The sequence below is a fragment of the Rhodanobacter sp. FW021-MT20 genome, from assembly GCF_041107475.1.
Taxonomy (GTDB): domain Bacteria; phylum Pseudomonadota; class Gammaproteobacteria; order Xanthomonadales; family Rhodanobacteraceae; genus Rhodanobacter_A; species Rhodanobacter_A glycinis.
On sequence record NZ_JBGBPX010000002.1, the window covers coordinates 276,733 to 296,795 of the forward strand.

Annotated in this window: 18 protein-coding genes and 1 riboswitch; of the genes, 13 read left to right on the plus strand and 5 right to left on the minus strand. The window is 66.0% G+C overall.

The genetic code is table 11. The features are described from left to right. Positions 1–121 precede the first annotated feature (121 nt). The 5 genes from AB7849_RS04105 to ppa all read left to right on the plus strand — a co-directional run bounded on the left by AB7849_RS04105 (position 122) and on the right by ppa (position 6,874). Positions 122–511 (plus strand): RcnB family protein, encoded by a 390-nt coding sequence (locus tag AB7849_RS04105; RefSeq protein WP_008210086.1) that lies wholly within the window; start codon positions 122–124, stop codon positions 509–511. Positions 512–699: 188 nt separating this feature from the next. Continuing rightward, positions 700–2,784, plus strand: coding sequence for a sodium-translocating pyrophosphatase (locus AB7849_RS04110; RefSeq protein WP_147628214.1), 2,085 nt, complete (start codon positions 700–702; stop codon positions 2,782–2,784). Positions 2,785–2,952: 168 nt separating this feature from the next. Continuing rightward, positions 2,953–5,073, plus strand: coding sequence for a prolyl oligopeptidase family serine peptidase (locus AB7849_RS04115; protein ID WP_439822700.1), 2,121 nt, complete (start codon positions 2,953–2,955; stop codon positions 5,071–5,073). A gap of 304 nt (positions 5,074–5,377) precedes the next feature. After that, positions 5,378–6,235, plus strand: a complete 858-nt coding sequence (locus AB7849_RS04120; protein WP_008210089.1) for a 2OG-Fe(II) oxygenase — start codon at positions 5,378–5,380, stop codon at positions 6,233–6,235. Between the two features lie 102 nt (positions 6,236–6,337). Continuing rightward, positions 6,338–6,874, plus strand: a complete 537-nt coding sequence (gene ppa, locus AB7849_RS04125) for an inorganic diphosphatase (RefSeq protein WP_008210090.1) — start codon at positions 6,338–6,340, stop codon at positions 6,872–6,874. 53 nt (positions 6,875–6,927) lie between these two features. Here the strand turns inward: ppa and AB7849_RS04130 are convergent, their stop codons facing one another. After that, entirely contained in the window at positions 6,928–7,902 is a 975-nt protein-coding gene (locus AB7849_RS04130; protein WP_008210092.1) for a LysR family transcriptional regulator, read from the minus strand. 99 nt (positions 7,903–8,001) lie between these two features. On the opposite strand from AB7849_RS04130, the gene AB7849_RS04135 reads away from it, so the two are divergent. Together AB7849_RS04135 and AB7849_RS04140 are read left to right on the plus strand one after the other, a co-directional pair. Further along, positions 8,002–9,210: an MFS transporter gene (locus AB7849_RS04135; protein WP_037099155.1), complete on the plus strand. Its 1,209-nt coding sequence runs from the start codon at positions 8,002–8,004 to the stop codon at positions 9,208–9,210. A gap of 171 nt (positions 9,211–9,381) precedes the next feature. Next, positions 9,382–10,398, plus strand: a complete 1,017-nt coding sequence (locus AB7849_RS04140; RefSeq protein ID WP_008210097.1) for a zinc-binding alcohol dehydrogenase family protein — start codon at positions 9,382–9,384, stop codon at positions 10,396–10,398. Between the two features lie 63 nt (positions 10,399–10,461). Here AB7849_RS04140 and AB7849_RS04145 read toward each other — a convergent pair whose 3' ends face one another. Continuing rightward, entirely contained in the window at positions 10,462–11,076 is a 615-nt protein-coding gene (locus tag AB7849_RS04145) for a ferritin-like domain-containing protein (RefSeq protein WP_008210100.1), read from the minus strand. Positions 11,077–11,247: 171 nt separating this feature from the next. Between AB7849_RS04145 and lipA the strand changes: the two genes are divergently transcribed. The 3 genes from lipA to AB7849_RS04160 are packed head-to-tail and all read left to right on the plus strand — an operon-like array spanning position 11,248 to position 12,872. Then, positions 11,248–12,252: a lipoyl synthase gene (gene lipA, locus AB7849_RS04150; RefSeq protein ID WP_439822701.1), complete on the plus strand. Its 1,005-nt coding sequence runs from the start codon at positions 11,248–11,250 to the stop codon at positions 12,250–12,252. A gap of 58 nt (positions 12,253–12,310) precedes the next feature. After that, entirely contained in the window at positions 12,311–12,505 is a 195-nt protein-coding gene (locus AB7849_RS04155) for a hypothetical protein (RefSeq protein ID WP_037099158.1), read from the plus strand. Between the two features lie 25 nt (positions 12,506–12,530). Beyond that, positions 12,531–12,872, plus strand: a complete 342-nt coding sequence (locus AB7849_RS04160; RefSeq protein WP_008210103.1) for a carboxymuconolactone decarboxylase family protein — start codon at positions 12,531–12,533, stop codon at positions 12,870–12,872. Between the two features lie 260 nt (positions 12,873–13,132). Here the strand turns inward: AB7849_RS04160 and thiC are convergent, their stop codons facing one another. After that, positions 13,133–15,010, minus strand: a complete 1,878-nt coding sequence (thiC, locus tag AB7849_RS04165) for a phosphomethylpyrimidine synthase ThiC (RefSeq protein ID WP_008210105.1) — start codon at positions 15,008–15,010, stop codon at positions 13,133–13,135. A gap of 95 nt (positions 15,011–15,105) precedes the next feature. Then, positions 15,106–15,200: riboswitch (TPP riboswitch) on the minus strand. Positions 15,201–15,346: 146 nt separating this feature from the next. Next, complete coding sequence (locus tag AB7849_RS04170; RefSeq protein WP_008210106.1) at positions 15,347–15,997, minus strand: TetR/AcrR family transcriptional regulator; 651 nt, start codon at positions 15,995–15,997, stop codon at positions 15,347–15,349. Positions 15,998–16,080: 83 nt separating this feature from the next. On the opposite strand from AB7849_RS04170, the gene AB7849_RS04175 reads away from it, so the two are divergent. The 3 genes from AB7849_RS04175 to AB7849_RS04185 all read left to right on the plus strand — a co-directional run bounded on the left by AB7849_RS04175 (position 16,081) and on the right by AB7849_RS04185 (position 18,591). After that, positions 16,081–16,431, plus strand: coding sequence for a hypothetical protein (locus AB7849_RS04175; protein WP_008210108.1), 351 nt, complete (start codon positions 16,081–16,083; stop codon positions 16,429–16,431). Between the two features lie 134 nt (positions 16,432–16,565). Further along, a complete protein-coding gene (locus AB7849_RS04180) occupies positions 16,566–17,225 on the plus strand; it encodes a protein-L-isoaspartate O-methyltransferase family protein (protein WP_008210110.1) in 660 nt (219 codons plus the stop codon). A 31-nt stretch (positions 17,226–17,256) separates the two neighbouring features. Further along, positions 17,257–18,591 (plus strand): TolC family outer membrane protein, encoded by a 1,335-nt coding sequence (locus tag AB7849_RS04185; RefSeq protein WP_008210111.1) that lies wholly within the window; start codon positions 17,257–17,259, stop codon positions 18,589–18,591. A 111-nt stretch (positions 18,592–18,702) separates the two neighbouring features. On the opposite strand, the gene waaA is transcribed toward AB7849_RS04185, so the two are convergent. Next, positions 18,703–20,007: a lipid IV(A) 3-deoxy-D-manno-octulosonic acid transferase gene (gene waaA, locus AB7849_RS04190; protein WP_369500630.1), complete on the minus strand. Its 1,305-nt coding sequence runs from the start codon at positions 20,005–20,007 to the stop codon at positions 18,703–18,705. Positions 20,008–20,063: the final 56 nt, after the last annotated feature.

Sequence of the window (20,063 nt, forward strand, 5' to 3'; positions counted from 1 at the left end):
CAGCCTCAAAACATCCTGACTCTCGCATGAAAATACGCCGCGCGGCGCGCAACTGCCGTTCAGCCATGGATTCCTACGCTGGCTGCATCGGGCACCATGTTGCCCGCTGACGGAGACGACCATGAACAAGACACTACGCAACCTGGGCATCGCGCTGGTTCTTTGTGGCGCCAGCAGCCTGGCATTGGCTGCTCCGGCTCCCTACGACCATGACCACGGCCATGATCATGACCACCATGGGCACTACGACCACCACGACCACCACGATCGCGGATACGGCCATTACGACCACCACGACCGCGGCCGTCATGAAGGCTGGCGCCGCAGCGAGCGCTGGCACCGCTGGGAGCGTGGCCGTCGCTATGGCGGCCCGGTCTACGTCGTCCGCGATTACGGTTACTACCACCTGCGCCGGCCGCCGCGCGGCTATCACTGGGTGCGCGGCGATGCCGACAACTACCTGCTGGTAGCCATCGCTACCGGGATAATCCTGGACATCGCCACGCACTGAGGCGCGTCGCCGCCACGGGGTCAGAGTCAGTTTTCCATGCGATGGGGCTTTCGCGAGAGGCCCCAGAAAACTGACTCTGACCCCAGTCCCATCCGCTGCGCCGCACAACAGGCTGCACGGCAAGGTCTGCCTATACTCGTGACGGCCGCCCGTTTTGGGCGGCCGTCACAACTCATGGGGAGGCACCGATGCTGCAGCAATACGGCTTGTGGATCGCGTTGGCTTGTGCGGTCGTGGCAATCATCTACGGGGCAATCTCGACACGCTGGGTGCTGGCGCAATCGCCAGGCAACCCGCGCATGCAGGAGATCGCCGCCGCCATCCAGGAAGGCGCACGCGCCTATCTCAATCGACAATACGGCACCATCGCCATCGCCGGCGTGGTGCTGTTCGTGCTGATCGGCTTCTTTCTCAACTGGGCGACGGCGATCGGTTTCGCCATCGGTGCGCTGCTGTCCGGCGCCACCGGCTACATCGGCATGAACGTATCGGTGCGTGCCAACGTGCGCACCGCCGAGGCGGCGCGCAGTGGCATCAGTGCCGCGATGAACGTGGCGTTCCGCGGCGGCGCGATCACCGGCATGCTGGTGGTGGGCTTGGCCTTGCTGGGTGTGGCCGGCTACTACATGATCCTGCCGCACTTCGGCTATACCGGCGAGCGCGCGCTGCACGCGCTGGTGGGACTGGCCTTCGGCTCGTCGCTGATCTCGATCTTCGCGCGCCTGGGCGGCGGCATCTTCACCAAGGGCGCCGATGTGGGCGCCGACCTGGTGGGCAAGGTCGAAGCCGGCATTCCCGAGGACGACCCGCGCAATCCCGCGGTGATCGCCGACAACGTGGGCGACAACGTAGGCGACTGCGCCGGCATGGCGGCCGACCTGTTCGAGACCTATGCGGTGACGGTGATCGCCACCATGCTGCTGGGCGGACTGGCCTTCACCCGCAATCCCGATGCAGTGCTGTATCCGCTGGTGCTGGGTGCAGCCTCGATCATCGCCTCGATCATCGGCACCTTCTTCGTGCGGGTGAAGCAAGGCGGCGGTTCGATCATGGGCGCGCTGTACAAGGGCGTGCTGGTGTCGGCGGTGCTGGCGGCGATCGCGTTCTGGTTCATCACCCGCGCGCTGTTCCCGCAGGGCCTGACCGGCGACGACGGCAGCCTGATCGCCGGCAACGCACTGTTCGGTTGCGCGTTGATCGGCCTGGTCCTGACCGGTCTGATCGTGTGGATCACCGAGTACTACACCAGCACCGACTACAAGCCGGTGCGGCACATCGCGCAGGCATCCACTACTGGCCACGGCACCAACATCATCGCCGGCCTGGGCATCTCGATGAAGGCCACCGCGTGGCCGGTGCTGGCGATCTGCGCGGCGATCTGGGGCGCCTACCATTGCGGCGGCCTGTACGGCATTGCCATCGCGGTGACCGCGATGCTGTCGATGACCGGCATGATCGTGGCACTGGACGCCTACGGTCCGATCACCGACAACGCCGGCGGTATTGCCGAAATGGCCGAGCTGCCCGCCGAAGTGCGCAACATCACCGATCCGCTCGACGCCGTGGGCAACACCACCAAGGCGGTGACCAAGGGCTATGCGATCGGCTCGGCGGCACTGGCCGCGCTGGTGCTGTTCGCCGACTACACGCACAACCTCGACGTGGCGGCGCGCGCCAGCGCCACCGCGGCCGGCGTGGCGTACCAGCCGTTCACCTTCGATCTGTCCGACCACATGGTGATCATCGGCCTGCTGATCGGCGGCCTGATTCCCTACCTGTTCGGCGCCATGGCGATGGAAGCGGTCGGCCGTGCCGCCGGTGCGGTGGTGGAAGAAGTGCGGCGGCAGTTCCGCGACATCGCCGGCATCATGGAAGGCACCGGCAAGCCGCAGTACGACAAGGCGGTGGACATGCTGACCAAGTCGGCGATCCGGGAAATGATCATCCCGTCGCTGCTGCCCGTGGTGGTGCCGATCCTTGTCGGCCTGATCCTGGGGCCGAAGGCGCTGGGCGGTGTGCTGATCGGCACGATCGTCACCGGCCTGTTCGTGGCCATCTCGATGACCACCGGCGGCGGCGCCTGGGACAACGCCAAGAAATACATCGAGGATGGCAACTTCGGCGGCAAGGGCTCGGAGGCGCACAAGGCCGCCGTCACCGGCGACACCGTGGGCGATCCGTACAAGGACACTGCCGGTCCCGCGGTGAACCCGCTGATCAAGATCATCAACATCGTGGCGTTGCTGATCATTCCGCTGCTGGCGGTGCACTGAACTCGTTGGGCAACGAGGCCGGGGCCGAACGGTACTGGCCCCGGGAAAACCGGGGTCAGAGTCAGTTTTCGACGTTTCCGGCGAAAATCCTGGTGTATGGAAAACTGACTCTGACCCCATCTGACCCCTCGCTCCACGACACACCCGGTCAACCGGCAAGGACTCTCCATGACCTCGAAGACTTCCCTCTGGCTCGCGCTGGCGCTGGGCGCCACACTGGGCGGCATGACTCCGACCCACGCAGCTACCACCGGCGCCCAAGCGACCAGCGACGATCCCTATCTGTGGCTTGAAGCCACTCACGCGCCACGCGCGATGGATTGGGTGAAGGCGCAGAACACGATCACTGAAAGGGCCTTTGCCAGCTCGCCCGAGTTCACCCACACCTACGACCAGGTGCTGCAGGTGCTCGACTCGGATGCGCGCATTCCCTACGTCGAGCGCATGGGCGATTTCCTGTACAACTTCTGGAAGGACAAGACGCACCCGCGCGGCGTCTGGCGCCGCACCACGCTGGCCGAGTACCGCAAGGCCGAGCCGAAGTGGGACGTGCTGCTGGACGTGGACGCGTTGAACAAGGCCGAGGGCAAGCGCTGGGTGTTCAAAGGCGCGCAATGCCTGAAGCCGGCCTATACGCGCTGCCTGATCTCGCTGTCGCCGGACGGTGGCGACGCGGTGCAGGTGCGCGAATTCGACACCACCACACGCGCGTTCGTGAAGGGTGGCTTCGAGCTGCCCATCGCCAAGACCCAGGTCGGCTGGATCGACCAGAATCATCTCTACGTCGGCACCGATTTCGGCCCCGGCTCGATGACCAAGTCGAGCTATCCACGCATCGCCAAGGAGTGGACGCGCGGCACGCCACTGTCGTCCGCCGTCACCATCTACGAGGGCAAACCCACCGACCTGGCCGTCGGTGCCTACCACGACCGCACGCCGGGCTTCGAACGCGACTTCATCACCGTCGCCAAGGATTTCTTCCATACTGAGAACTTCCTGCGCAAGGGCAACCAGCAGGTGAAGCTGGACATTCCCAGCGACGCCAGTTTCGACGCGCATCGCCAGTGGTTGCTGGTGCAGACGCGCTCGCCGTGGACGGTGGGCGGCACGACCTGGCCATCCGGCGCCCTGCTGGTGACGAAGTTCGACGACTTCATGGCCGGCAAGCGCCACTTCACCGCCCTGTTCGAACCGAATGCGCATACCGCACTGTCCAGCTACGCATGGACCCGGCACCATCTGATCCTCGACGTGCTGGATGACGTGAAGAGCCGCCTCGACGTGCTCACGCCGCAGGGCACCGGCGCATGGCCGAGCAAGGCATTGCCCGGCGCGCCAAGCTTCAGCACGGTCAGCGTGGTCGATACCGATCCGGACCACAGCGATGAGTACTGGCTTTCGGTCACCGGCTTCCTCACCCCGTCGTCGCTGGAACGCGGCGTGCTGGGCAAGCACCAGGCCGAGACGATCAAGCACGAGCCGGCGTTCTTCGATGCCGCGAAATTCGACGTCAGCCAACACTTCGTCACCTCGAAGGACGGCACCCGCGTGCCCTATTTCGAAATCGCGCCGAAGGACATCAAACTGGATGGCAGCAACCGCACGCTGCTGTACGGCTATGGCGGCTTCGAAGTCTCGCTGTTGCCGTTCTACAGCGGCAGCATCGGCCGCGCGTGGCTGGAGCGCGGCGGCGTCTACGTCATCGCCAACATCCGCGGCGGTGGCGAGTACGGTCCGCGCTGGCACCAGGCCGCGCTGAAGGCGAATCGGCCCAAGGCCTACCAGGATTTCGCCGCGGTGGCCGAAGACCTGGTCAAGCGCGGCGTCACCTCGGCGAAGCATCTCGGTGCCGAAGGCGGCAGCAACGGCGGCCTGCTGATGGGCAACATGCTCACCGAATACCCGCAGTTGTTCGGCGCGATCGCCTGCGAAGTGCCGCTGCTGGACATGAAGCGCTACACCCACCTGTCCGCCGGTGCGTCATGGATCGCCGAATACGGCAATCCGGACGACCCGAAGCAATGGGCCTTCATCAAGACCTTCTCTCCGTACCAGAACGTCAAGCTCGGCGAGAACTATCCGCCGGTGCTGTTCTACACCACCACCAGCGACGACCGCGTCGGCCCGGCCCAGGCACGCAAGATGGCCGCGAAGATGGAAGGCATGGGCTACAAGAAGGTGTGGTTCTACGAAAACACCGAAGGCGGCCACGGCGCCGGCGCCGACAACAAGCAATCGGCGCACATGCACGCGATGGTCTACGACTTCCTGTGGAACGAGTTGAAGTAAGTCGCCGCCGAGAGGCAGCACACGCGCGAGCCGGCTCGATGCCGGCTCGCGTCGTTTTCAGGCGAAGCCTCGGCTACCCGTCGACGGAATGCTTCCAGCCGCTGCACTGGCATGCATCTTGTTCGGCATCTTTTTCGGGATGGATGGCTGCACAGCCGCTCGATTCCAGCAGCATTTGATGCCGCCTGGTGCAAGCAGACACGCCTAGTGCACGGTTTTTCGAAGGACCTCGCTGAAGTAAGCTGGTCTGCGCACGAACGGCGTTGCGGCGCCGCCCCATCATCTGCAGGCCATCCGCTTTCCCATGCGCTCCCACACCCCGATCACTCCCGAACTGCGCCAGTGGATCCTCGAGACCACCCGCACCGGCCACAGCCTCGGCGACGTGCTGCGCTTGATGCACGACAGCGGCTATTCGCAGCACGACAGCCGACGCATCGTCGCCGCCGTGCTGGACATGCCGATGACCGCGTTGGAAGCACGTCTGCGCCCGCACCGCCCGAACGGCGCCCACGTCCTTCTGCCGGACGGACCACATGCCGTGATTGGCGAGCGCAGTGTGCGCGTGATGCTGGCCGCCGAAACGCCGCCGCTGCGCGTGTTCGATGGCTTGCTGTCCGACGACGAATGCGCTGCGCTGATCGAACTGGCCAAGCCGCGCCTGCAACGCGCGCGCACCGTGGCGGAGGATGGCGCCCAGCAGATCGACGAGCATCGCACCAGCGACGGCATGTTCTTCGGGTTGGGCGAACAACCGTTGATCGAGCGCATCGAAGCGCGCATCGCCGCCCTGCTCGGCATACCCGTCGATCACGGCGAAGGCCTGCAGGTGCTGCACTACCTGCCGGGCCAGCAATACGAGCCACACCAGGACTGGTTCGATCCCACCCAGCCCGGCTACGCCGCGATCACCGCCACCGGCGGCCAGCGCATCGCCAGCCTGGTGATCTACCTCAACACGCCCGACGCCGGCGGTGGCACCGCGTTCCCCGAGATCGGGCTCACCGTCACCGCCCTGCGCGGTTCGGCCGTCTGTTTCACCTACGAAAGCGGCGACGTGTTCTCGCTGCACGCCGGCCTGCCGGTAACCCGCGGCGAGAAATGGATCGCCACCAAGTGGCTGCGCGAACGGCCTTACCGGGAACCGGCCGGCCCACGCTGAACTGCGCTGCGGCACCGGCATTCAGCCTCTGCTGCTGCAACGCAACAGCCAGTGGCGTATCCTTGCGGTTTTTCCTCCACCGAAATCGCGCAAGGACAATCCATGGGTCTGGATCAGGTCAAAGCCGGCCGCAACGTGCCGGACGAAATCAACGTCATCATCGAAATCCCCAAGGATGCCGAGCCGGTCAAGTACGAAGTCGACAAGGAATCGGGCGCGATCTTCGTCGACCGCATCCTGTCCACGCCGATGCGCTACCCGTGCAACTACGGCTACGTGCCGGGCACGCTGGGCGGCGACGGCGACCCGCTGGACGCGCTGGTGATCCTGCCGCTGCCGCTGACCGTGGGTTCGGTGATCCGCTGCCATCCGGTCGGCATGCTGAAGATGACCGATGAAGCCGGCAGCGACGAGAAGCTGGTGGTGATCCCCTCGCCGAAGGTGTTCCCGGGCTACGCCCACATCAACGACATGAAGGGCGTCTCGCCGCATTGGCTGGAGCGCATCGGCCACTTCTTCGAGCACTACAAGGATCTGGAGAAGGGCAAGTGGGTGAAGGTGGAGGGCTGGGTCGGCGCCGACGAGGCGAAGGCCGAAATCACCGCCGGTATCGCGCGCCACGTGGCAAACAAGGCGTAATCCCCGTACCCGGGTGAATCCACGGCGCGTCGCTGCAAGGCGGCGCGCCGTTTTCATGCGCCGCGCTTGGCGGATGCCGGTCGTCCTGGTCGCACGGGCTGCGCCGTGCGTGTCGCCGGACCACGTTCCCACGGCGACGGATCGCCAAGCCGCTCGGCCAGAAAGTCCACGAACGCCCGCACCCGTGGCGGCACCAGGCGCCGCTGCGGCATCACCGCGTGGATGCCGGTCGTGGCGATCGGATAGTCCGGCAGCAGCACCTGCAACTCGCCGCGGGACAGTTGCTCGTGGACATGCCAGACCGAATGCATCGCGATGCCGAGCCCGGCCATCGCCGCATCCCGCAACAACGCACCCTGGTTGCTCTCGAAGCGCCCCTGCACCCGCTGGACGATCTCGCGCCCCCGGCGGTCGCTGAAATGCCAGATGTCTTGCCGTCCCTGGCTGCCGACCAGCAGCAGGCAGTCGTGGTCGGCCAGCTCGGCTGGTGTGCGTGGTGTGCCATGCCGTTGCAGGTAGCCCGGCGATGCGCACAGCACGCGCCGGTTGCTCGCCAGTTGGCGCGCCACCAGACCGGAGTCGCCCAGTGCACCCACGCGAATACCCAGGTCGAACCCGGAGCCGACCAGGTCCACGATCTGGTCGTCGAGATTCACGCTGAGCTTCACGCGCGGATGCATGGCCAGGAATTCCGGCAGCAGCGGCGAGATGTAGCGGCCCCCGAATGCGGCCGACATGGTCACCCGCAACGTACCGCTGACTTCGGTGGCGCTTTGGCGCAAGCCACCGGTGAGCGATTCCAGGTCCTCCACCAGCGCCCGGCCCTGCTCGGCCAGCAGCATGCCTTCGGGCGTCGCGTGCAACCGGCGCGTGGTCCGATGCAACAGGCGCACGCCCAGTTCGCGCTCCAGCCGCTTCAGGCGCTGGCTGGCCACCGCCACCGACAGGTCGAGGCTGCGCGCGGCCGCACTGATCGAACCAAGATCGAGCACGCGCAGGAACAGGCTGAGGTCACCGATACGATCCATGACTATCAATCATTTGTTGATAATGATTAGCCATGTTGATGGTTTTTGAATAAAAGGCAAATCCTTAAGCTGGCGTCTCGTTTCTTCAGGATTGCCGCCATGCGCTCCCCTCCCGCCCGACCACGCACCCCGTTGGCGCTGTATGCGCTGACCGCGGGCGCCTTCGGCATCGGCACCACCGAGTTCGTGATCATGGGCTTGCTGCAACAGGTCGCCGCCGACCTGCACGTCAGCATCAGCGCCGCCGGCCTGCTCATCTCCGGCTATGCGCTGGGCGTGTTCGTGGGCGCGCCACTGCTGACCCTGGCCACCCACCGCATGCCGCGCAAGACCGTGCTGCTGGCGCTGATGGCGATCTTCACGCTGGGCAACCTGGCCTGTGCCATCGCACCGAACTACGCCACGCTGATGGCGGCGAGAGTCCTCACTTCGCTGGCCCACGGCACCTTCTTCGGCGTGGGCGCGGTGGTAGCCACCTCGCTGGTGAGCGAGGACCGCAAGGCCTCGGCGATCTCGATCATGTTCACCGGCCTGACCGTGGCCACCTTGCTCGGCGTACCGGCCGGCGCGTGGCTGGGCTTGCATTTCGGCTGGCGTTCCACGTTCTGGGCGGTGGCCGTCATCGGCGTGCTCGCAGCCAGCGTCGTCGCCCTGCTGGTGCCGCCGGAGAAAGGCGACGCCACGCCGATGGCACTGCGCGCCGAATGGCACGCGATCAGCCGAGCGCCGGTGCTGCTGGGCCTGGCGATGACGGTTCTGGGTTTTGCCGGCGTGTTCCTGGTGTACGCCTACATCGAGCCGCTGCTGACCCGCGTCACCGGCTTCGCGGACACGGCGGTGTCGCCGATCCTGCTGGTGTTCGGGGTCGGCATGATCGCGGGCAACATGCTGGGTGGACGCCTGGCTGATCGCCACCTGCCGTCCTCGCTGCTGGTCACGCTGGCGGCGCTGGTGGCGGTGCTGGGTGCGATGGGTTTCGTGCTGCACGACAAGACGCTGATGGTGCTGTTCGCCGGCCTGCTCGGCGTGGCGGCATTTGCCACCGTGTCGCCCTTGCAGCTCTGGGTGCTGCAACAGGCAGCCGGCGCCCCAAGCCTGGCTTCCAGCCTCAACATCGGCGCGTTCAACCTGGGCAATGCGCTGGGTGCGTGGCTGGGCGGCGTGGTGATCGCACATGGCGCCGGCCTCGTCGCGCTGCCGTGGGCCGCTGCGCTGGTGGACGTGGCCGGATTCGCACTGGCGCTGTACGCGCTGCGCAACGCGCGCGCGGCGCGGCTGACGGCCACGGTAGCCTGCCCGCAGGCCTGACCCGCCTCTGCCCGATTCATCGCAGAGCACGTGCATGGCATGTCACTCTGCAGTCACCGCCGGCGCCGCCGCGCCGCTCTATCCCTACTACGCTTGCTGCAACGATTCGTTCGTCGAACGCGATCCGCCGCCGATGAACGCCATCCATCCCGCCCCCACGGAGTCGAACCCATGAAAGCCGTCGCCCTCACCCGTTACCTGCCCATCGACGATCCGCAATCGCTGCTCGACGTGGAACTGCCGCAGCCGCAACCCGGCGAACACGACCTACTGGTGCGCGTGGAAGCCGTGTCGGTGAATCCCGTCGACACCAAGGTGCGTTCGCCCAAGCCGCAGGTCGAGGCGCAGCCGAAGGTGCTCGGTTACGACGCCGCCGGTGTGGTCGAAGCCGTGGGCAGCCGCGTCGAAGGTTTCCGTCCCGGTGATCGCGTGTATTACGCCGGCGACATTACCCGCTCGGGCAGCAATGCCGAGTACCACCTCGTCGACGCGCGAGTGGCGGCGGTGGCGCCGCGCTCGCTCGATGCCGCGCAGGCCGCTGCGCTGCCGCTTGTCGCGATCACGGCGTGGGAACTGCTGTTCCAGCGCATGCCGTTCGACAGCGAACACGGCGGCAAGGGCAAATCGCTGCTGGTGATCGCCGGTGCAGGCGGCGTCGGTTCCATCGCGATCCAGCTGGCGCGCCGCGCCGGTTTCACGGTGATCGCCACCGCCTCGCGCCCCGAAACCGTGGTCTGGTGCAAGGAGATGGGCGCGCAGCACGTGATCAACCATCGCGAGCCGCTGGCAGCACAACTGCAAGCCCTGGGCTTCGCGCAGATCGACGCGGCCATCAACCTGGCCGACACCTCACGCTATTGGGACGTGCTCGGCGAACTGCTGATCCCGCAAGGCCATGTCGGCCTGATCGTGGAGCCGTCGGGGGCGCTGAAGATCGGCGATCCGTACAAGTTCAAATGCATCGGCATTCATTGGGAAATGATGTTCGCGCGTCCGCGCTTCAAGACGCCGGACATGGCCGAACAGGGACGCATTCTGTCGCGCGTGGCCGAACTGATCGATGCCGGCGAACTGAAGAACATCCAGCGCGAACAACTGGCGCCGATCAACGCCGCCAATATGCGCGAAGCGCATCGCCGGCTGGAGTCGGGCAGCACGATCGGCAAGTTGGTGCTGGCCGGCTGGTAACCGCGCAAAAGCCCAGCGGGACGGTTTGAACCGCCCCGCCGGGCTGTCATCGACAGAGCGAGATCAGCTGCGCTTGTGCGCGGCGGTCTTGCCGCCGGTGGTCTTGCGCTGCGGCGCCGACTTGGCCGGCTCGCCCTTCTTGCCCAGCTGCTCCAGCAAGGTATTCATGTCCTCGGCGTGCTCTTCCTCCATCGCCAGGATGCTTTCCAGCACGCGGCGCGTGGTCGGATCGGCGCTGCCGACGTAGTCGATCATCTCGCGGTAGCTGTCGATGGCGATGCGCTCGGCGACCAGGTCTTCCTTGATCATGTCGACGATGTCCTCGCCTTCCACGTAGTCGGAATGGCTGCGCGAGAGCAGGCCCTCGGGCGACAGGTTGGGCTTGCCGTCGAGCTGGGTGATGCGTTCGGCGATCAGGTCGGCATGCCCCTGCTCCTCATTGGCATGCTGCAGGAACTCTTCCTTGATCGCCTGCGAATGGATGCCCGAGGCCATGTAGTAGTGGTACTTGTAACGCAGCACGCAGACGATCTCGGTGGCCAGCGCGTGGTTGAGCAACTTGATCACTGTGGTGCGGTCGGCCTTGTAGCCGGCCGTCATCGCGCCCTTGTCGATGTCCTGGCGCGCACGCTTGCGGATGTTCTCGATATCGCTGACGAAGGGCTTGGCTTTCGGCATGGCTGGCTCCTGCGGGCTGGGTCGGACAGCGGCGCTTGGCCGCTGCGGATGTGAAGTCCGCACAGCCTAGAAACAGCGGTGGAAAGGCCAGGTGAAGGAAAGCCGCCGCAAAATGCCCCAGCCACTTCCTGACATGCATCAGGGCGATCCGGCGCCGGCTGCGGGAGACTGATGGCCATCCTTCCCGGCACGCGCCTCATGTCCAGCCAACCTTCCATTCACGACGGCAGCAAGTTCATCAGCCCGCAGGGCACCCGTGCAATCAAGGGCGGCATTCGCCCGAATGCCGGCAGCGGTTTGCCGGACGTGGAGCGCAAGCCGCCGTGGTTGCGCATCAAGCTGCCCAGCGGGGCACGCTACGAGGCCGTGCACGAGATCGTGCGCAGCCACAAGTTGAACACCGTCTGCGCCGAGTCGAAGTGTCCGAACATTGCCGAATGCTGGGGCCGCGGCACAGCCACGCTGATGCTGATGGGTTCGGTATGCACGCGCGCATGCCGGTTCTGCTCGGTCAGCACCGGCAATCCGCAGGGCTGGCTCGATCCCATGGAGCCGCTGCAGGTCGCCGATGCGGTGGCCTTGATGGGATTGAAGTACGTGGTACTGACCTCGGTCGACCGCGACGACCTGCCCGATGGCGGCGCCGCCCATTACGCCGCTTGCGTGCGCGCAATCCACCAGCGTTCGCCGCAAACCGCGGTGGAAGCGTTGACGCCCGATTTCGCCGGCAACCATGACGCGGTGGCCCACGTGCTCGACGCCGGCCTGACCACCTATGCACAGAATCTGGAAACGGTGGAACGACTGACCCATCCGGTGCGCGATCCGCGCGCCGGTTACGCGCAGACGCTGGACGTGCTGGCGTTCGCCAAGCGGCACGCGCCGCAGACGCTGACCAAGACCAGCCTGATGCTGGGTCTGGGCGAAACCGACGCCGAGATCGAACGCACGCTGGACGATATACGCAGTGCCAACGTCGACGTGGTTACCCTGGGTCAGTACATGCGTCCCAGCCCGCATCATCTCGCGGTGCAGCGCTTCGTCACCCCGGACGAGTTTCGCGAGTACCGCAAGCTGGCGTTGGGCAAGGGCTTCGTGGAAGCGGTCGCCGGACCGCTGGTGCGTTCGAGTTATCGCGCCGAACGCGTGCTGGAGCACAACAACCTGGGGCTGTAACCCGCGCGCGACGGGGCAGCCGCTTTTTCGGATGTCGGACGACATCAGGAGGAACCCCATGTACGTCTCGCTGCCGCAACACGTTCCTCGCCATGCACTGGTCAGCCCCGCACCCGTTGCCACCGCCCCCGTACCGGATGACGCCGCCGCCGTGCGTGCGCGCGAGCAGCGTATCGACGCCGAACTCGCGCAGAGTTTCCCGGCCAGTGACCCGCCGAGCTGGGTGCACGGCACGGTCTCGGCACAGGACTGAACGTCGACTTTCGAGGAGAACCACCATGGACCATACGATGTATCCGCCGTCGAGCGCGGAGCTGGCGCGCATGCGCCGCGAACTGGCACCCAAACCGCTGGAGGCGTTCAAGGCATTCAGCGCGGCGGTCTTTGCCGACGGCGCACTGCCGAACGTCACCAAGCAACTGATCGCGGTGGCGGTGGCACACGTCACCCAATGCCCGTACTGCATCAAGGGGCATACCGCCGAGGCGCTGAAACAGGGCGCCAGCGAAGCGCAGATCATGGAAGCGATCTGGGTCGCCGCCGAGATGCGCGCCGGTGGCGCCTATGCCCATTCGACGCTGGCCCTGGACAGCATGCGGCACGCGCACGGCGAAGACTGAAACAGCCTCGCTGTTCGAGCAAGGGAAAGCCTGATCAACCGGCTTCTTGCTCGTCATTCCGGACGACAGTGAGCTTTCGCCGGGATGACGAGAAAAATCAGAGCTTCCTGAGCAGGCCCCTCAACTCCCGTGCCCCGATCAAGCTGCGCATGACCGGGACATGATCGAGCACGCCGAGCGCGAAGGCCCGCACGCACGCCCCCGCACACTGAACATCCATGTGCGGGGACGCACCGGCTACGCCAGTCTTCCTTCAGGCATCAGGCCTTGCGATACACCTCCGCGCCCTGCGCGCGGAATTCGGCGGCCTTTTCTTCCATGCCTTCGGCCAGCGCCTCGATCTCGCCGGTGCCATGCTCGGCGGCGTAGTCGCGCACGTCCTGGGTGATCTTCATCGAGCAGAACTTCGGGCCGCACATCGAGCAGAAATGCGCGCTCTTGTGCGCGTCCTTCGGCAACGTCTCGTCGTGGAATTCCTTGGCTTTCTCCGGATCGAGGCCAAGGTTGAACTGGTCGTCCCAGCGGAACTCGAAGCGCGCCTTCGACAACGCGTTGTCGCGCACTTGCGCACCAGGATGTCCCTTGGCCAGATCGGCGGCATGCGCGGCAATCTTGTAGGCGATGATGCCGTCGCGCACGTCCTGCTTGTCGGGCAGGCCCAGGTGTTCCTTCGGCGTCACGTAGCAAAGCATGGCGGTGCCGAACCAGCCGATCATCGCCGCGCCGATTGCGCTGGTGATGTGGTCGTAGCCGGGCGCGATGTCGGTGGTGAGCGGCCCCAGCGTGTAGAACGGCGCCTCGCCGCACTTCTCCAACTGGCGGTCCATGTTCTCCTTGATCAGTTGCATCGGCACGTGGCCGGGGCCTTCGATCATGGTCTGCACGTCGTGCTTCCACGCGATCTGCGTCAACTCGCCCAGCGTATCGAGCTCACCGAACTGCGCCGCGTCGTTGGCGTCGGCCACGCAACCGGGGCGCAGGCCGTCGCCGAGACTGAAGGACACGTCGTACGCCTTCATGATCTCGCAGATGTCCTCGAAATGGGTGTAGAGGAAATTTTCCTTGTGGTGCGCCAGGCACCATTTGGCGAGGATCGAGCCGCCGCGGCTGACGATGCCGGTGACGCGCTTGGCCGTGAGCGGCACGAAGCGCAACAGCACGCCGGCGTGGATGGTGAAGTAGTCCACGCCCTGCTCGGCCTGCTCGATCAAGGTGTCGCGGTACAGCTCCCAGGTGAGGTCCTCGGCCACGCCACCCACCTTCTCCAGCGCCTGGTAGATCGGCACCGTGCCGATCGGCACCGGCGAGTTGCGGATGATCCACTCGCGCGTTTCGTGGATGTGCTTGCCGGTGGACAGATCCATCACCGTGTCGCCGCCCCAACGGATCGACCACACCATCTTTTCCACTTCCTCGGCGATGCCGGAGCTCACCGCGCTGTTGCCGATGTTCGCGTTGATCTTGGTGAGGAAGTTGCGGCCGATGATCATCGGCTCACTTTCCGGATGGTTGATGTTGGCCGGGATGATGGCGCGGCCACGCGCCACCTCGTCGCGCACGAATTCCGGCGTGATCAGCTTCGGCAGCGACGCGCCGAACGACTGCCCCGGATGCTGCGCGCGCAGCGCGCTGTCGCCCAGCGCCTCGATGCGCTGGTTCTCGCGGATCGCGATGTATTCCATCTCCGGCGTGATGATGCCGCGCCGGGCGTAGTGCATCTGGGTGACATTGGCGCCAGCCTTCGCTCGCCGTGGCACCGGCAGTTGCGGAAAGCGGATCGCCGCCAGTTCCGGTGCGGCGGCATGGCGCCGGCCGAATTCGGAACTGCGTCCTTCAAGCGGCTCGCTGTCGCCGCGTTCGGCGATCCACGCCGCGCGCAAGGGCGGCAGGCCGGCGGCCAGGTCCACCCGATGCGCCGGATCGGTGTACGGACCGGAGGTGTCATAGACGGTAATCGGCGGGTTCTTTTCCACGCCGAACATCGCCGGCGTGTCGGCCTGCGCGATCTCGCGCAACGGCACGCGCAAGTCATCGCGACTGCCCGGCACATGGATCTTGCGCGAGCCGGGAATCGGGCGGGTGACGGCTTCGGAAAGTTCCTGCGCGACACGCGCAAGATCGGTCAGCTGGGCATTCATGGTGGGATATCCGGCTTCTGTGGCAGACCCGCACGCAACGTGCGGTTTGCGCGAGGATTCGCGCACAGAAGCGACGGCACCGGACACACGGATGGACTCCGTGCATCGAAGCTCCCTACACCGGTACTAACCGGATCAGGTTCGAAGGGACTCTCTCAGCCGACTGCCGCCGGCACCCCCGCTCCAAGCCACCATTCAAGCATGAAAGCACCGGGATAATCGAGTGCGGCCACCCGAACCGGCGGCGGCAATGCCATCAAGTGATTCGGGCGCGACTGACGCTTGAAAGCCCGCGGCAGGCGAGCCACCGCGACGACCACGCCACCCGCCAGTCAATCAGCGCGGCTGATAAGCGCGCAGGAACATGTCCACGCCGGCGCGCGCATTGGCCTCGATTTCCGCGGCGTAACTTTCGTCGCACTCCACGCAACCGAACATGCGCCGCATCATCAGGTTGCCCTTGATCAGCGCCATGAATTGCACGGCGGCACGCGGCACGTCCGCAATCTCCAGTTGGCCAGCGTCAACCGAGTGTTGCAGCAGGCGTTCCATCAGGGCGTGCGTACGCATCGAGCCCTCTTCCCACATCAGGCGGCCGTAACGGGGATTGCCCTGGCGACAATCGCTGAGGATGGCGCGGAAGGTGCCGACGGTCTGCCGGTCGCAGTCGAGGCTGGCATGTGCCTGCGCCACGCGCAGCAAGGTCTCGCGAACGTCGGCGGCGGGTTCGAAGCGGTAGGTGTCTTCCGGCAGCAGGTCCTGGATATGCGAACGGATCACTTCGCGGAACAGGTTGTCCTTGTCGCCGAAGTGGCTGTAGACGGTGAGCTTGGACACCCCGGCCTCGGCCGCGACGGCATCCATGCTGGTGCCGGCGAAGGCGTTGTGGATGAACAGCGACTTGGCCGCTTCAAGAATGGCCGCCCGCTTCTCCATGTCCTTGGGGCGGCCGGGCCCGTGCGGCTTGGTTTGCGGGATCGAGTTCATGGAAGCACCTTCACAAATCGGGGATTCGACTTTATTATACGGCAGAGTTCAATTATTTGCTGAACGCTACCCACTACGTATTTATGGCCACTGCCGCAGAACTTGTCCTCAGCGCAACCTATCGCGAAGCCCAGCGTACACTGGCCGCATGGTTGGAGCGCAACCATCGTGAAGCGCGACGCACCGCTTTTGCCGCGCGCGCCGCCGTCGCGGGCCTGACCGCCGTCGAACGGCACCGTCTCGCGCGCTGGCTGGCATGGTTGTGCGCCTCGACCGGGCAGCGCGGTGCCGCGCCGCTGGTGCGCATCCATCACCTCGATGGCGCCCTGGGCGATGCCACGGCCGCCGCAGTGGCCCGGCTCCCCGGTGGTTTCGCACCGGCCCGCAGCCTTCCGCGCGAGCATTGGAGCATGCCCACGCGGCTGGGGGCATGACTTGCGTCAGGTCGCCGCGATGACTTCCGGCACTTCGTGCGGCCCCGGTCAGGCCGCAGGCTAGTCATTGTCGGGACAGGTCACAAACCCTTATCCTATCTGACCTTTTTCGATCCGTACGGGACATGAGCACAATGGCGATGAACTTCGATCAGGCGCGAATCAACATGGTGGAAAACCAGGTGCGCCCCTGGGAAGTGCTCGATGCCCGTGTGCTCGAGGTGCTCGGCCGCGTGCGCCGCGAGGATTTCGTTGCCGCCGAACACCAGCAGCTGGCCTTCGCCGACCTGTGCCTGCCGCTGGGCCATGGCGAAGTGATGATGAAGCCGGTGGTGGAAGGTCGCGTACTGCAGGCACTGGAGTTGAAGCCGGAGGATCGCGTGCTGGAAATCGGCACCGGCTCGGGTTTCCTTGCCGCCTGCATGGCCAGTCTGGCCGGCGCGGTGGTCAGCGTGGACATGCATGCCGACTTCACCGCCACGGCCGGTGAGCGCCTGCGCGCGGCCGGCATCGGCAACGTCGAGCTGGCGACCGGCGAAGCCGTCATCGAGTGGCAGCCGCAAGGCCAGTTCGATGTTGTGGTGGTCACCGGCGCGGTGTCCAGCATTCCCGAACGCTTCTTCGGCTGGCTCAAGCCCGGCAGCCGTCTGCTGGCCGTGCGCGGCGAATCGCCGGCGCAACAGGCCGTACTGATCACCCGCGAAGGCGAAGGCCGTTTCCGCGAGGAAACCCTGTTCGAGACCGACCTGCCATACCTTGCCCACGCCAAACCGCCCCGCCCCTTCGTTTTCTGATTTCCGATCCCCGACCCCACGAGGCGAACCCATGCGCTTGAAGCTTCTGACCCTTGCCCTGACCCTGGCCGCAGTGTCCCTGCCCAGCCATGGCGAGGACCTGATGGACGCATACCGTCAAGCGCGTGCCAACGACCCCGTGCTGGCGCAGGCCGATGCGCAGCGCCTGGGCACCCATGAAGGCATCAACCAGGCACGCTCGGCGCTGCTGCCGCAGATTTCGGCCGGCGCCAAGCTCAGCCAGGCCAGCTCGGGCGGTTCGTTCAACGCCGGCCTGGAAGGTGATGGTCGCGGCCATACGCGTGATCGCAGCATCTCCGCCACGCTGACCCAGAGCGTGTTCAACCTCAGCCAGATCGCCAACCTGCGCGCCGCCCATTCCAGCGCCAGCGCGCAGGACGAGCTGTATGCCGCGGCCGAGCAGAATCTCTACGTCCGCGTGGCCACGGCCTACTTCAACGTGCTGACGGCGGAGGACCAGCTGTCCTACGCCCAGGCCAACGAGGACGCGTACAAGCAGCAGTACGAGCAGGCCGACCAGCGCTTCAAGGTCGGTCTCTCGGCGATCACCGACGTCTACCAGGCCAAGTCCTACTACGAAGGCGCCAAGGCCCAGACGCTGGGTGCCCAGAACACCCTGGACGATGCCCGCGAGGCGCTGACCCAGATCACCGGCAAACCGGTGGGGACGCTGAAAAAGCTGCGCGACGAGCTGCCGTTGAAGGCCCCGGTGCCGGCCGATCCGACGGCATGGGTGCAAAAGGCCCTGCAGAACAACCCCAACGTGTTGTCGCAGCAGGACAACGTCGCCGCCGCCGACCACAGCATCAACGCCGCCCGCGCCGGCCACCTGCCCACGCTCAGCGCCTCGCTGTCGCGCGGCAAGGACACCACCTGGCTCGAACACGGCTCTGCCGCCGGCATCGCCGGCAACGGCCGCTACGGCACCACCGTCGGCCTGACCCTGACCGTGCCGATCTTCTCCGGTGGCTACACGCAGTCCGTGGTGCGCCAGTCGATCGACCAGCGCGACTCGGCGCAGGACTCGCTGGAAAGCCAGCGCCGCCAGGTCCGCCGTGCCACGCTCAACTACTACCGCTCCGTGCTCGCCGGGATCAGCCAGGTGCAGTCGGGCAAGGCCGCGGTGGAATCCGGCGAGAAGGCGCTGGACGCCACTCGCGCCGGCTTCCAGGTCGGCACGCAGACGATGACCGACGTGCTGCTGGCGATCCAGACGCTGACCTCGGCCGAGAGCACCTACTCGCAGAACCGCCACCAGTTCATCCTGGACAAGCTGCTGCTGGAACAGGCGGCCGGCACCGCCGACCTCAAGGATCTGGAAAAGATCAACGCACTGCTGCAGTAAGCCGCTGGCGCGCATCGCGCCGCCTCGACGTTGCAACGAAACAGGCCGGGCGCAAACCCGGCCTGTTTCGTTGTGGCGCGGCCCTTCCGGCCGCCCTGCCGGAAGCGACGGCTATTCCTCCAGCAAGCCATCCACCAGCCGCATCACCCGACCCACGGCACCGCGCTCGCTGTCGAACACCATCCGCGCGCGTCGCCCCATGCGTTCGCGCCGCGCGCGATCGCTCAGCAGGCCCAGCACCTTCGCGGCAAGATCGGGGCCATCAGCCACGCGCTCGCCGCCGCCTTCACGGACCAGGGTCAACGTGATCTCCTCGAAGTTGTAGGTGTTCGGGCCTACCAGCACGGGCCGCGACAAGGCCGCCGGCTCCAGCACGTTGTGCCCCCCGATCGACGCCAGGCTGCCGCCCACGAAGGCTACGTCGGAAGCGGCGAAGAACGGCATCAACTCGCCCATCGAATCGATCACGAAGACCCGGTGCGCGACACCGGGCACGCCGTCGGTGCTGCGCGAGGCGGTGGCGAAGCCGAGGCCGCGTGCCGCGTGCTCGACCATCCGGAAACGCTCGGGGTGCCGTGCCGCGATCAGCAGCAACGCATCCGGCAGGCGTTCGAGCACCTTCAGGTGCGCCTCCAGTGCGGCCTGCTCCTCGCCTTCGTGCGTGCTGGCGGCAATCCACACCGGCCGCAATCGTCCCCACCCCTGGCGCAACTCCTCGCCAATGCGCACCGCATCGTACGGCACCGGCATGTCGAACTTCAGGTTGCCGCTGATCGTGATCAGTTCGGGATCGGCGCCCAGCAGGCGATAGCGCGCCGCATCGGTGCGCGATTGCGCCGCCACCCGCACACCACGCAACGCCGAGCGCAACAACGGCATCAAGGGTCTGTAGCCGCGCAGCGAGCGTTCGGACAGACGCGCATTGACGATCATCAGCGGAATCCCGCGTCCGCGGCAGGCGAAATACAGGTTCGGCCAGATCTCGGTCTCCACGATCAGCGCCAGACGCGGCCGCAGGCGTTGCAGGAAGCGCTCCACCGCGAATGGCAGGTCGTAGGGCAGGTAGACGTGGAACACCTCGTCGCCGAACAGCTGGTGCACGCGCGCCGAGCCGGTCGGCGTCACCGTGGTCACCACCAGCGGCGCGCGCGGATAATCCGCGCGCAACGCCTTGACCAGCGGTTCGGCGGCATTCACCTCGCCCACCGACACCGCATGCACCCACAGGCAGCCGGGCATTCCCGCCGGTGGCTCGAACACACCGAAGCGTTCCGGCCAGCGCCGGTGGTAGTTGCCATAGCGCATGCCCCGCGTCAGCAGCCGCAACACGATCAGCGGCGTGACCAGGTACATCACCAGTATGTAGAGATAGCGCAACACGAACTCCCTGACTGACGCGGCAGTATACGAGAGCATGCCTGCGGGGCCAGATCCGGCGCGTTCTCGTCCCGCTTTGCCGCCTCCACTACAAT

Coding starts and splice junctions, on each gene's coding strand:
- AB7849_RS04105 (WP_008210086.1), top strand. CDS start 122: ATGAACAAGACACTACGCAACCTGGGCATCGCGCTGGTTCTTTGTGGC.
- AB7849_RS04110 (WP_147628214.1), top strand. CDS start 700: ATGCTGCAGCAATACGGCTTGTGGATCGCGTTGGCTTGTGCGGTCGTG.
- AB7849_RS04115 (WP_439822700.1), top strand. CDS start 2,953: ATGACCTCGAAGACTTCCCTCTGGCTCGCGCTGGCGCTGGGCGCCACA.
- AB7849_RS04120 (WP_008210089.1), top strand. CDS start 5,378: ATGCGCTCCCACACCCCGATCACTCCCGAACTGCGCCAGTGGATCCTC.
- ppa (WP_008210090.1), top strand. CDS start 6,338: ATGGGTCTGGATCAGGTCAAAGCCGGCCGCAACGTGCCGGACGAAATC.
- AB7849_RS04130 (WP_008210092.1), bottom strand. CDS start 7,902: ATGGATCGTATCGGTGACCTCAGCCTGTTCCTGCGCGTGCTCGATCTT.
- AB7849_RS04135 (WP_037099155.1), top strand. CDS start 8,002: ATGCGCTCCCCTCCCGCCCGACCACGCACCCCGTTGGCGCTGTATGCG.
- AB7849_RS04140 (WP_008210097.1), top strand. CDS start 9,382: ATGAAAGCCGTCGCCCTCACCCGTTACCTGCCCATCGACGATCCGCAA.
- AB7849_RS04145 (WP_008210100.1), bottom strand. CDS start 11,076: ATGCCGAAAGCCAAGCCCTTCGTCAGCGATATCGAGAACATCCGCAAG.
- lipA (WP_439822701.1), top strand. CDS start 11,248: ATGGCCATCCTTCCCGGCACGCGCCTCATGTCCAGCCAACCTTCCATT.
- AB7849_RS04155 (WP_037099158.1), top strand. CDS start 12,311: ATGTACGTCTCGCTGCCGCAACACGTTCCTCGCCATGCACTGGTCAGC.
- AB7849_RS04160 (WP_008210103.1), top strand. CDS start 12,531: ATGGACCATACGATGTATCCGCCGTCGAGCGCGGAGCTGGCGCGCATG.
- thiC (WP_008210105.1), bottom strand. CDS start 15,010: ATGAATGCCCAGCTGACCGATCTTGCGCGTGTCGCGCAGGAACTTTCC.
- AB7849_RS04170 (WP_008210106.1), bottom strand. CDS start 15,997: ATGAACTCGATCCCGCAAACCAAGCCGCACGGGCCCGGCCGCCCCAAG.
- AB7849_RS04175 (WP_008210108.1), top strand. CDS start 16,081: ATGGCCACTGCCGCAGAACTTGTCCTCAGCGCAACCTATCGCGAAGCC.
- AB7849_RS04180 (WP_008210110.1), top strand. CDS start 16,566: ATGGCGATGAACTTCGATCAGGCGCGAATCAACATGGTGGAAAACCAG.
- AB7849_RS04185 (WP_008210111.1), top strand. CDS start 17,257: ATGCGCTTGAAGCTTCTGACCCTTGCCCTGACCCTGGCCGCAGTGTCC.
- waaA (WP_369500630.1), bottom strand. CDS start 20,007: ATGCTCTCGTATACTGCCGCGTCAGTCAGGGAGTTCGTGTTGCGCTAT.